Consider the following 12,027-nt stretch of genomic DNA (forward strand, 5'->3'; position numbering starts at 1 on the left):
GCTTACAGCCCCAGATCCGACAACAGGTCGTCGGCGTCGTTCTGCGAGACCGCGTGGCGGTCCAGTCCCTTCAGTGCCGGCCCGGCCAGTTCCGGGTCGGTGCGATGCTGTTCCGGCGGCAGGCCGAGCGCGCCGAAGCCTTCGTGCACGCGGCGGACGATGCCGACCACGCGACGGATGATCTGCCCGGTCAGGTCCTGGTAGCTCTGGGTCAGGGCGATCTCGGTCAGGTTGTGGCGGATGCGCTCGAGCTGCGCGTCCTGGCCCGGCTGCAGGCCTTCGGCGCGCAGCTGTTCGGTCAGGCTGCGGCATTCCTCGGCCAGGTCCAGGGTGCGGTGCGTGGCCTGTTCTGTCATCGCCACCACGTGGTCCAGTCGCGCGCAGGCGTCGTCCAGTTCGCCGGCTTCGCTCGGCACGGTCGGCAGTTCGCCCAGCGCCTGCCCCAGCTCGCGGGCCAGCCGCGAGAGGCCGCTCATCATCGGCTGCGTGCGCAGCGCGACCAGCCCATCGATGCGCTGCCGCCAGGCGGCCTCGTCACCGGACTCGAGTGCGTCCAGGGCCTCCTGCAGGCGCAGGGCGAGGGCGTTCTTGTCGACCGTGGTATCCATCAGGCGCTGGCCGCCAGGCGTTCGAAGATCTTGCCGAGCTTCTCTTCCAGCGTCTGCGCGGTGAACGGCTTGATGATGTAGCCGTTCACGCCGCTCTGGGCGGCTTCGATGATCTGCTCGCGCTTGGCTTCTGCCGTGACCATCAGCACCGGCAGGGTCTTCAGCTTGGCATCGGCACGGATGGCCTTGAGCAGCTCGATGCCGGTCATCACCGGCATGTTCCAGTCGGTGACCACGAAATCGAACGGCTGGCTCTGCAGCAGCGACAGCGCGGCATGCCCGTCCTCGGCTTCGGCGGTATTGGTGAAGCCCAGATCGCCCAGCAGGTTCTTGACGATTCGACGCATGGTCGAGAAGTCGTCGACGATCAGGATGCGCATGTTCTTGTTCAAAGCAGAATTCCTTTGTTGTTCATTCCGGACGGCCGGGGGCAGCCGCCTCGGGGATGTTCATTCTTCGAGGCCTGCGTCGGCAGCCTCGAACAGCTTCAGCCGGCCACGCAGGCGCAGTACCGCCTGGCCGTGGATCTGGCAGACCCGCGACTCGCTCACGCCGAGCACCGCGCCGATCTCCTTCAGGTTCAGTTCCTGCTCGTAGTACAGCGAGAGCACCAGTTGTTCGCGCTCGGGCAGGTGGCCGATGGCCTTGCCCAGCTCGCGACCGAACTCACCGCGCTCCAGTACCTGCTGCGGGGTCGGCCCGCCCTGGGCGACGGTGTCCAGCTCGCCCTGGTCCTCGATGCGCGATTCCAGGCTCAGCACCTGGCCACGTGCAGCGTCTTCCATCAGCCGCAGGTACTCAGGCAGCGGCATCTCCATCGCGGCGGCCACTTCAGTGGCGCTGGCGGCACGGCCACTGCTCTGTTCCAGGCGGCGGATGGTGGCGGCGGCATCACGTGCACGGCGGTGCACCGAGCGCGGGACCCAGTCACCACGGCGGATCTCGTCGATCATCGAACCACGGATGCGGATCGAGGCGTAGGTCTCGAAAGAAGCACCCTGGTCGGCGTCATAGCTGCGCGAGGCTTCGATCAGGCCCATCATGCCGGCCTGGATCAGGTCGTCGACCTCGACGCTGGCCGGCAGGCGCGCGGCCAGGTGGTGGGCGATGCGCCGCACCAGGTCCGAATGCTGGGCGATGACTTCGTTTGCCGCCGAGCGCTGCACTTCCCTGTACTGGGCTGCGCCTTTCATGCCGTCACCCCACGCTGCTTGAGGATGCGTTCGAGGAAGAACTCGACGCCGCCACGCGGTTCGGTCGGCGCCTGCCAGCGCGCGGTACGGCGCGCGATCTCGGTGATCGCCAGCGCCGCCGGGCTGGACGGATAGGCCTTCACCACCGGCTGCTGGCGCTGCACCGACAGGCGCAGCCAGTCATCCTGCGGCACGCAGCCCAGGTAGTTCAGCGAGACATCGGCAAGGAACTTCTCGCAGACGCGGGTCAGCTTTTCGTACAGCACGCGGCCCTCGTTCGGGTCGCGCACCATGTTGGCCACCACCTGGATGCGGTCCACGCCGCGCTCGCGCGACAGCACCTTGATCAGTGCGTAGGCGTCGGTGATCGAGGCCGGCTCGTCACAGACCACCACCACGGTGTCCTGTGCGGCCTGGCAGAAGGTCAGCACGCCATCGGTGATGCCCGCGGCAGTGTCCACCACCATGATGTCCAGCTCGCGCTCCAGCTCGGAGAACACGTTGACCAGGCCAACGTGCTCAGCCGGGGCCAGCTCGGCCATGTGGCGGCGGCCGGATGCGGCCGGGACCACCAGTACGCCGTTCGGGCCTTCGACGATGACGTCGTCCAGCGAACAGCGCCCGGCGACCAGGTCGGCCAGGGTAAAGGTGGGGTTCAGGCCCAGGATCACGTCGATGTTGGCCAGGCCGAGGTCGGCGTCCAGCAGCAGCGTGCGCTTGCCCATGCCAGCCAGGGCCACGGCCAGGTTGGCCGACACATTCGTCTTGCCCACGCCGCCCTTGCCGCCAGTGACCGCAATGGTGCGCACAGGGCCGAGCGGCTCGCTGCGGGTGGCCGACAGCGGGAAGGTCTTGGTCAGCTTGGCGTACTCACGCGACGGCATGGTTCAACTCCGGGTTGCAGGGCATATCGGCCGCGCGGCGCAAATCTTCAAGGCGAAGTACAAGATTGGCTGCACTGGCCCGGTGCAGGTCCTCCGGGACGTCCTGGCCATCGGTCACCCAGGTGATCGGCAGGGCATGGTCCACGGCCACCGACAGGGCGTTGCCGAAGCGGCCGGTCTCGTCCAGCTTGCTCAGTACCAGGCCCTGCAGGTTGGCGGCGCCGAAGCGGCGGACCACCTCGTCCATGTCGCCGAAGCTGGTGTTGGCCGGCAGCACCAGCAGGGTGCGGACCTGGCGGGCGGCACGCAGCCACTGCAGCTGGGCGGCCAGGGCGCGGTCGCGCGGGCCCAGGCCGGCGGTGTCGATCAGCACCAGCTTGTAGTCCTTCAGGCGTTCCAGCAGCTGGTCCAGGTCGGTGCCGCTGTTGGCCTCGTGCACCGCGATGCCGAGCTGGCGGCCGTAGCCGTACAGCTGCTCGCGGGCACCGATGCGGGTGGTGTCGGTGGTGACCAGGGCCACGTCACGCGGCGCGTGCTTCTCGGCGAAGCGCGAGGCCAGCTTGGCGATGGTGGTGGTCTTGCCGGCGCCGGTCGGTCCGACCAGTGCGATCACACCACCTTCTTCCAGCGGGTCGACCGGGGCGATCGGCAGCTTGCGCGAAATCAGCCCCAGCATCAGGCCGCGGCCTCGATGGGCCTCGGTCTCCAGCGGGATCTGCATGGCCACGTCGCGGGCCAGGCCGGCATCGAAGCCATACTCGTCCATCAGGTCCAGCGCGGTGGCGCGCACCGGGCAGCCGCGCAGGCGCTCGTCGGTGAAGCGGTTCATCTCGCGCTCGATCACATGGCGCATGCCGGCCACTTCCTGGCGCAGCTGGCGGATCTCGGCGTCGTCCTGGGCCACCAGGGTCAGTGCCGGGGCTGGGGCCAGCACGGGGGCAGCGCCGGTTTCGTCGCTGGCTTCGACCGGTGCCGGTTCGCTGGCGACGATCCCGGGTTGCGCTTCGGTCACGGCAGCGGTAGGCAGCGGCGGCGGCTGCACGGCCGACGCCGCGCTTTCGTGATGCGTCTCGTGCGGCGGGTCGATCTGGAAGCGGGCGCGGTTGGCCGGTGCGGCGGTGCTGGGCGCCGGTGCGACGATGGCTTCGGCGAACGGAGCGAAGGGCTGATCCGGCAGCGCCGGTTCGTTGACGGCGGCGCGTGCCAGGGTGGCGGCGAAGCCGGTGCTGCCGCGGGTCGGCACGATCTCGTCGGCGCTGTCCAGGGTGCGGCCGGTGGCGCCGACCGCAGCGCGGGCGAGGGCAGCCACGGCCGAGGTGGTTGCGGCGACCGGTTCCGGTGCCGGGGTGTTGCTGCGGCGGCGGGTGACCGCGGCGATCACCGCGTCGGCGGCGGTGCGCGGCTTCGGCGCCGGCGGCGGAGCGATGTCACGACGCGAGGCTTCCAGTGCACGCTGCACGGCGCTCTCGTCGTAGTTGGCGGCGGCGACGATCTCGATGCCTTCCTCGATCCGGCGGTTGGACAGGATCACGGCGTCAGGACCATGTTCCTTGCGCACCAGGTTCATGGCCGAGCGCATGTCGGCGGCGACGAATCGTTTGATTTTCATGCTGTGGTCACGGGACGAAGACGGCGGGGTGGCGGTCGGAGAACTCGGGTGGTCGGTGGTCTGCACGGTGCGGGTTCCCCTTGGTATCTGTCTGTTGCGTTGGTTCGAAAGTGGTGTCTGTTTTCTGGCGCATCGGAGGGCGGCGTCAGCTGATCGTTCCGACCAGCTTCAGGCGCTTGTCCTCCGGCACCTCGCTGTAGGCCAGGACCGACAGCGACGGAACGCTGTGGCGGACCAGGCGGGCCAGCGCGGCACGCACCGGGCCAGGTACCAGCACGACCGCGGGCTCGTTGCGGGCTTCCTGCTTGCTGACACATTCGGCCAGGCTCTGGTGCAGTCGCTCAGCGAGTCCGGGTTCCAGCGCGGCGCCGTTGCCCTGCGTGGACTCCTGCAAGACACGTTCCAATTGTGGGTTGAGCGTGAACACCGGCAGCTCCGCCGACATTCCGGCGATCTCCTGCACGATGAAACGACCCAGCGCGGTGCGCACCGCGGCGGTCAGTACGGCCGGGTCCTGGCTGTTCGGAGCGTGTTCGACCAGTGCTTCGGCGATCTTGCGCAGCTGGCGGATCGGAATGCGCTCGATCAGCAGGTTCTGCAGCACGCGTACCACCGCCGACAGGGGCAGCGCCTTCGGCGTCAGATCTTCGACGAGCTTGGGCGCGCTCTTGGCCAGGTTGGCCAGCAGGTGCTGCACTTCCTCGTGGCCGAGCAGCTCGGGCGCGTGTTCGCGGATCAGGTGCGACAGATGGGTGGCGACCACGGTGGCCGGATCGACCACGGTGTAGCCCAGCGTTTCGGCCTGGGCACGCTGGTGCGGTTGGATCCAGGTCGCGTCCAGGCCGAACGCGGGGTCCTTGCCGGCGATGCCTTCCAGCGCGCCGAGCGCGCTGCCCGGGTCCAGTGCCAGCTCGCGGTCCGGATGGATCTCGGCGGTGGCCACCGGTACGCCGTGCACCAGCACGCGGTAGCCGTTGGCCGGCAGTTCCAGGTTGTCGCGGATGTGCACCGACGGGATCAGGAAGCCGACGTCCTGGGTCAGCTTGCGGCGCACGCCCTTGATGCGTGCCATCAGTTCGCCGCCCTGGCTGCTGTCCACCAGCGGAATCAGCCGGTAGCCGACCTCCAGGCCCAGCGGATCGACCGGGCGCAGTTCGTCCCAGCTCAGTTCGGCAGTCGGAGCCGGCGCGGCCGGGCGGCCGAGTGCGTTGAGCGCGGCAGCGTCATTGCCTGCGGCTGCCGGATCGGTGGCCGCGGCCTTGCCCTTGCGGTAGACCTTCCAGGCGATGAAGCCGAGGATCGCGGACAGTGTCAGGAAAGCGACGTTGGGCATGCCCGGCACCAGGCCGACCACGCCGATGATGCCGGCGGTGATCGCCAGCGCGCGGTACTGGCCGAACACCTGGCCGGTCATGGCCTGGGCCATGTCCTGCGAACGCGAGGCGCGGGTGACCAGCATGGCCACGGCGCTGGAGACCAGCAGCGCCGGCAGCTGCGCCACCAGGCCATCACCAATCGACAGCAGGGTGTAGGTGGCAGCGGCATCGCCGAACGGCATGCCATGCTGCAGCACGCCTACGGCCAGGCCGCCGAGCATGTTGATGAACAGGATCAGGATGCCGGCGATGGCATCGCCGCGGATGAACTTGCTGGCACCATCCATCGCGCCGTAGAAATCGGCTTCCTCGCGGACTTCCTCGCGGCGCAGCTTGGCTTCTTCACGCGTCAGCAAACCGGCGTTGAGGTCGGCGTCGATCGCCATCTGCTTGCCGGGCATCGCGTCGAGGATGAAGCGCGCGGTCACTTCCGAGACGCGGCCGGCGCCCTTGGTGATGACCACGAAGTTGATGATGGTCAGGATCGCGAACACCACGATGCCCACTGCGTAGTTGCCGCCGATTACGAATTCGCCGAACGCGGCGATGACCTTGCCCGCGGCGTCGTGGCCGTTCTGGCCGTTCAGCAGGATCACGCGGGTGGAGGCGACGTTCAGCGCCAGCCGCAGCATGGTGGTGATCAGCAGCACGATCGGGAAGATCGTGAAGTCCAGCGGGCGCTTCACGTAGACCACCGCCAGCAGCACCATCAGCGAGATGGCGATGTTGAAGGTGAACAGGGCGTCGAGCACCGGCGCGGCCAGCGGCACCACGACCATGGCCAGCAGGGCCAGCACGATCAGCGGTGCGCCAAGGCCCTGGCGGATCATTTCCAGCGCGCGGCGGGTGTTGAAACCGGTGGAGGGCTGGGCGCTCACGGGCGGCCTCCCTTGCCGAATTCATCCACCTGGATGTGCGGGGCGTCCGGCATCGGGCCAGTGCGCCAGGCGCGCAGCTGGTAGACGTAGGACAGGACCTGGGCGACGGCCGAATACAGTCTCACGGGGATTTCCTTTCCGAGTTGGCCTTCCCGATACAAGGCGCGTGCCAAAGGCGGGGCGGAGACGATCGCCACCTTGTTGCCGTCGGCCACTTCACGGATGCGCAGGGCGGTCTCATCCACACCCAGGGCGACCACTTTGGGGGCGTTCATGGCGCCGCCCTCGTACTTAAGGGCCACCGCGTAGTGGGTGGGGTTGACTACCACCACGTCGGCAGTGGGCACCGCCTCCATCATCCGGCGGTTGGCCATCTGCTGCTGCAGCTGGCGGATTCGGCCCTTTACCTCCGGGCTGCCCTCGCTTTCCTTCATTTCGCGACGCAGCTCTTCACGCGTCATCTTCAGCTTGCGCATCCAGTTCCAGCGCTGGTACGGGGCGTCGATGGCCGCCAGCACCAGCATCGCGCCGGCGGTGGCCAGCAGCAGGCGCAGGGTGAAGCCGAGACCGTCGGTGATGGCGGTCTCCAGCGGGTGGTGGATCAGCCCGCGCAGGGTGTCGAAGCCGGTCCACACCACCAGCCCGGCGGCAACGCCGACAAAAGCCACGCGCAACAACGACTTGGTGAACTCGGCGATGGCTTCCGGGCCATACAGGCGCTTGAGCCCGCTCATCGGGTTCATGCGGTTGAAGTCGGGCATCATCGCCTTCTGCGACCAGCGCAGGCCGCCCATCACCAGCGGGGCGACGAAGCTGGCCAGCAGGCAGACCAGCACCAGCGGCGCGATCACCAGCATGAACTGCAGCAGCAGGTCGCCGAAGTGGCCGAACAGTTCCTTCGGGTTCTGCCGCAGGCTCTGCTCTGGGCTGAGTGCATGCTTCATCCAGGCGCTTGCACCACGGCCGATCGAGCCGCTCATGGCCATCACCGCCAGCACGCCGGCGCCGAACACGGCGGCCGTTCCGAGCTCGCGCGAGCGCGGCAGGTTGCCCTGTTCACGGGCGTCGCGCAGGCGTTTTTCGGTAGGTTGTTCGGTCTTTTCGCCGGCGGATTCGTTCTCGGACATCACGGGCACTGCGGCAGGGGATGCCGGGGTGCGTGCAAGAAGTGTTCCGTGATGGGTTCATGTGCCAACCAAGGTTGGCATCTACCAGAGCAGGTGCAGGTGGGAGCGCAGCCTGGATTTACCCCGGCGGGTGCTGCGTCGGCGGGCTCTGCGCCAGTTCCACCCGAGGCCGCGGCAGGTCATGCAGCTGCATGAAGCGCGCCGCATCCACCGGACGGCCGAGCAGGTAGCCCTGCAGGTAATCGCAGCCCAGCCGCTCCAGGTAGGCGCGCTGCGCGGCGGTCTCCACGCCCTCGGCGACGATGTCCATGTCCAGCGCGTGGCCCAGCGCCACGATCGCCGAGACGATCACCACGTCCTCGGCGCTGTGCTCCAGGTCGCGTACGAAGGCGTGGTCGATCTTGATTTCGGTGGCCGGCAACCGCTTCAGGTACAGCAGGCTGGAATAGCCGGTGCCGAAGTCATCGATGGAGATGCCCACGCCCAGTGCCGAGAGCGCCTGCAGCAGGCGCAGGCTGGTATCGGTATCGCGCATCACCGTGCTTTCGGTGATCTCCAGCACCAGGTGGCGTGGGGCAATGTCGTAGCGTTCGATCACTTCACGCACATCCTGCAGCAGGTGCGGCGAACTGAACTGCACCGGCGACAGATTCACCGACATCGACCAGCCCTCGTGGCCGGCATCGTGCCAGCGGCGCAGCTGCTGGCAGGCCTGGTCCAGCGCCCAGCGCCCGATCTCATTGATCGCACCGCTGCGTTCGGCCAGCCGGATGAAGCGGTCCGGCGGGATCAGGCCATGCTCCGGATGGCGCCAGCGGATCAGCGCTTCGGCACCGGCCACCTTCTGCGTGGCTACCTGGATCTTCGGCTGGTAGTGCAGGAACAGCTGCTCGCTGCCGATGGCCCGGCGCAGGTCGGCCAGCAGCCGGAACTGTTGTTCGGCGCTGTCATTCATCCAGTCGGCGAACAGCACGAAGGCGTTGCGTCCGGATTCCTTGGCCTGGTACATCGCTGCATCGGCAAAGGCCATCAGCTGCCGCTCGCTGGCAGCGTGATCCGGACAGATCGCCACGCCGATGCTGGCGGTCACCTGCAGTTCGTTGTCGGCCAGCAACGGCCCGCTGCCGACCGCCTGCAGGATGCGCCGGGCCAGCGTCGGCAGGTCCTCGTCGTGCTCGATGCGCACCACCAGCACGAATTCGTCACCGCCCAGACGGGCCAGCATGTCGTTGGGCCGAAGCAGCTGGCGCGTGCGTTCGGCCACCGCAACCAACAGTGCATCGCCGGCCTGGTGGCCGTAGGCATCGTTGACCTGCTTGAAGCCATCCAGGTCCATGAACATCACCGCGAAGCGGCTGCCGCCCTGTTCGGCCTCGGCCAGCGCCTGCACGATCCGACGCTGCAGCAGCAGGCGGTTGGGCAGGCGGGTAAGCGGGTCGTGCAGTGCGGCCTGGGTCAGTTCCTGCTGTGCGTCGGTCAGTGAGGTACTCAACAGGGAATTGCGCAGGCGCAGCAGCTGCGCCTCCACCCGCTGGTCCAGCCAGGAGACCACCAGCACCACGGCCAGGATGGCGACGGTCAGCACCACCACCAGCATGGCCAGCCATTCGCTCTGCAGCCCATCGCCGACGGCTGCGCCGCAGATGCTGCCTTCCGGAAAGCGCGCTGCGGCCATGCCGGTGTAGTGCATGCCGACGATGGCCAACCCGAGCAGGCCGGCAGCCGCGAGCCGGTCGCCGACACGGGTGCGCTGCGCGCGCAGGCGGAACGCCACGTACAGCGCCGTCCACGAGGCGGCCACCGCCACCATCAGCGAAAAAAGCAGCCAGCCCGGGTCGTAGTCGATGCCCGGCTGCATGCGCATTGCGGCCATGCCAACGTAATGCATGCCGGCAATGCCGGTGCCCATCAGCAGCGCGCCACCGGCCAACCGCGGGTGGGGCAGGGTACGCAGCGAAACCAGCCATAGCGCGAACACCGATGAGGCGATCGCCAATGCGAGGGAAAGCAGGGTGATCGGCAGGTCGTAGCCGAGCGGAATGGGCAGATCGAAGGCGAGCATGCCGATGAAGTGCATCGACCAGATGCCCAGGCCCATGGCGAAGCCACCACCGAGGCGCCACCACCACGCCGCGCCCTTGCCGGGTGCAGTGACCGTGCGCCCGGCCATCGCCAGCGCGGTGTACGAAGCCATCACGGCCACCAGCAGCGAGATCGCCACCAGCCACGGGTTGTACGTGCCTACCAGCATTCGTCAGTCTCCCGGACCTGCCTGTCGACGGAAACCACGGTGGGGCATGCATGAGGCAGGCCGACGCACGGCGCCGGCCACGTGCGGCATCCCCCCGGTTGCCGCGTATTCACTCTAACGCGCAGACCCGGGGGAAGGGCAAGCAGTAAAACGTGATGATCCGGTCAGTGTGTGACCGTGTCCGCAGCCTGGAAGGCGGCATCGAAGAGGCGCTGTACCGGCGGACCCATTTCCCCGGCCAGCAGCGCCAGCAGGAACAGGCCCAGCAGCAGAGACACTGGCAGGCCGAGCTGGATCGGGTTCAGCGCCGGGGCCGCACGGGCCAGGACGCCGAACGCCAGGTTCACCGCCAGCATTGCCACGGTCAGCGGGATCGCCAGGGTCAATGCGCCGCGCAGTACGGTCAGCAGGAAGGTTGGGGCGATGCTGAAGAAGGCGTGCGGGTCCGGCAGCGGGGCGCCGATCGGCAGCGCCCGGTAGCTGTCCACCACCAGCGAGATCAGCGCCAGGTGCCCGTTGGCGGTGAAGAACAGCAGGCCGAACAGCAGATAGAACCACTGCCCGATCACGCCGGAGGTGCCGCCACGCAGTGGGTCACTCATCTGCGCGAAGGCCAGGCCAGTTCCCTGGGCGATCAGTTCGCCGGCCATCGCGCCGGCCTCGAACACCAGCCGAAGCAGGAAGCCGATGGATACGCCGATGGCCAGTTCACGGGCGATGGTAAGGACCGTGGCGGCATCGAAACCGGTCCAGTCCGGTACCGGCGGCAGCAGCGGCGCCAGTGCGATGGCCAGGGTGCCAGCCAGCACCACGCGCACCCGCGCGGGAACGGCACGGGTGCCGACCATCGGCATGGCCATGGCCACTGCGCCGATGCGCAGCATGGTCCACAGCACGGTGCCGATCATGCCGAAGGCCTGCAGGCCGTCGGCAGCCATCTGGGTGGCGGCGTCCATCGAAGCGCGTGTCCTAGCCGATCAGGTGTGGAATGCGCTGGAACAGCAGCGTGGTGAACTCCACCAGGTGGCCGATCAGCAGGCTGCCCAGCGCGAACAGCACCGCGGTCAGCGCCGCCGCCTTGGCAACGAAGGCGATGGTCGGCTCATTGAGCTGGGTCGCGGCCTGCACCACGCCCACCACCACACCGACCACCAGCACGGTGAGCAGCAGCGGGCCGGCCACCCACAACACGGTGATCAGGCCGCCACGCAGTTCGGTCAGGGCAAGTTCGGGAGTCATTCGGGTTCCATCTGCTCATGTAGAGTCGAGCCGCGCTCGACTGTGCTTCTGTAGAGTCGAGCCATGCTCGACTGCCTCTCGATCACGCCGGATTGAAGCTCGCCGCCAAGGTGCCGACGGTCAGCACCCAGCCATCCACCAGCACGAACAGCAGGATCTTGAACGGTGCCGACACCAGCATCGGCGACAGCATCATCATGCCCATCGACATCAGCACGCTGGCCACGACCAGGTCGATGATCACGAACGGAATGAAGATCAGGAAGCCGATCTCGAAGGCGGTCTTCAGTTCACTGGTGACGAACGAGGCGACCAGCACCGGGAACGGGATCGCGTCGGGGCTGGCGTAGGTGCCATGCCCGGCGATGCCGGCAAAGGTCATCAGGTCGGTCTCGCGGATCTGCGCCAGCATGAAGGCGCGCAGCGGCGAGGTGGTCAGCGTCCAGGCGGTCTGGAAGTCGATCTCGCCATTGAGGTAGGGCGCCATGCCGGTGCTCCAGGCCTTGTCCCAGGTCGGCAGCATGATCATTGCGGTGAGGAACAGGGCCAGGCCCAGCAGCACCTGGTTGGACGGCGTCTGTCCGGTGCCCAGTGCCTGGCGCAGCAGGCCCAGCACGATGATGATGCGGGTGAACGAGGTCAGTACCAGCAGCATCGACGGGATCAGGGTGATCGCGGTCATCAGCAGCAGGGTCTGCAGCGGCAGGCTGACCGGTGCACCGCCGATCTTGCCGACGTTGATGTCCGGCAGCGGCGTGGTCGGGGCACCGGGTGCGGCGAATGCCAGCGCCGGCAACAGGCACAGGGCGAGCATCAGCAGCCACGGCATCAGGGTGGCAAGACGGGTACGGGTGACACGCAT

11 protein-coding genes are annotated in these 12,027 nt (G+C 67.8%); all 11 read right to left on the bottom strand.

Features of this window, described 5'->3' with window-relative positions:
* Positions 1-2: 2 nt before the first annotated feature.
* The 11 genes from ACZK4Z_RS10095 to fliP all read right to left on the bottom strand — a co-directional run bounded on the left by ACZK4Z_RS10095 (position 3) and on the right by fliP (position 12,027).
* The gene (locus ACZK4Z_RS10095; RefSeq protein ID WP_006442968.1) at positions 3-608 is read right to left on the bottom strand and encodes a protein phosphatase CheZ; all 606 of its coding nucleotides are present in this window, start codon (positions 606-608) and stop codon (positions 3-5) included.
* Positions 608-1,000, bottom strand: coding sequence for a chemotaxis response regulator CheY (gene cheY / locus ACZK4Z_RS10100; RefSeq protein ID WP_006365466.1), 393 nt, complete (start codon positions 998-1,000; stop codon positions 608-610). Before cheY ends, ACZK4Z_RS10095 begins: the two co-directional genes overlap by 1 nt.
* 57 nt (positions 1,001-1,057) lie before the next feature.
* A complete protein-coding gene (locus ACZK4Z_RS10105; RefSeq protein WP_049401180.1) occupies positions 1,058-1,801 on the bottom strand; it encodes an RNA polymerase sigma factor FliA in 744 nt (247 codons plus the stop codon).
* Positions 1,798-2,685, bottom strand: coding sequence for a MinD/ParA family ATP-binding protein (locus tag ACZK4Z_RS10110; RefSeq protein WP_125895422.1), 888 nt, complete (start codon positions 2,683-2,685; stop codon positions 1,798-1,800). Before ACZK4Z_RS10110 ends, ACZK4Z_RS10105 begins: the two co-directional genes overlap by 4 nt.
* A complete protein-coding gene (flhF, locus tag ACZK4Z_RS10115; RefSeq protein WP_125895421.1) occupies positions 2,672-4,294 on the bottom strand; it encodes a flagellar biosynthesis GTPase FlhF in 1,623 nt (540 codons plus the stop codon). Before flhF ends, ACZK4Z_RS10110 begins: the two co-directional genes overlap by 14 nt.
* A 145-nt stretch (positions 4,295-4,439) precedes the next feature.
* Complete coding sequence (gene flhA / locus ACZK4Z_RS10120; RefSeq protein ID WP_193391246.1) at positions 4,440-6,500, bottom strand: flagellar biosynthesis protein FlhA; 2,061 nt, start codon at positions 6,498-6,500, stop codon at positions 4,440-4,442.
* Between the two features lie 44 nt (positions 6,501-6,544).
* Positions 6,545-7,675 (bottom strand): flagellar biosynthesis protein FlhB, encoded by a 1,131-nt coding sequence (flhB, locus tag ACZK4Z_RS10125; RefSeq protein WP_107432403.1) that lies wholly within the window; start codon positions 7,673-7,675, stop codon positions 6,545-6,547.
* 118 nt (positions 7,676-7,793) lie between these two features.
* On the bottom strand, positions 7,794-9,926 hold the full coding sequence (locus ACZK4Z_RS10130) for a putative bifunctional diguanylate cyclase/phosphodiesterase (RefSeq protein WP_121503205.1): 2,133 nt from the start codon (positions 9,924-9,926) through the stop codon (positions 7,794-7,796).
* A 164-nt stretch (positions 9,927-10,090) separates the two neighbouring features.
* Positions 10,091-10,882, bottom strand: coding sequence for a flagellar biosynthetic protein FliR (gene fliR / locus ACZK4Z_RS10135; protein WP_012510964.1), 792 nt, complete (start codon positions 10,880-10,882; stop codon positions 10,091-10,093).
* Positions 10,883-10,895: 13 nt separating this feature from the next.
* The gene (locus ACZK4Z_RS10140; protein WP_012510965.1) at positions 10,896-11,165 is read right to left on the bottom strand and encodes a flagellar biosynthetic protein FliQ; all 270 of its coding nucleotides are present in this window, start codon (positions 11,163-11,165) and stop codon (positions 10,896-10,898) included.
* Positions 11,166-11,247: 82 nt separating this feature from the next.
* Positions 11,248-12,027 (bottom strand): flagellar type III secretion system pore protein FliP, encoded by a 780-nt coding sequence (gene fliP, locus ACZK4Z_RS10145; RefSeq protein WP_043395553.1) that lies wholly within the window; start codon positions 12,025-12,027, stop codon positions 11,248-11,250.

The organism is Stenotrophomonas sp. 71799_Sma, assembly GCF_056482505.1.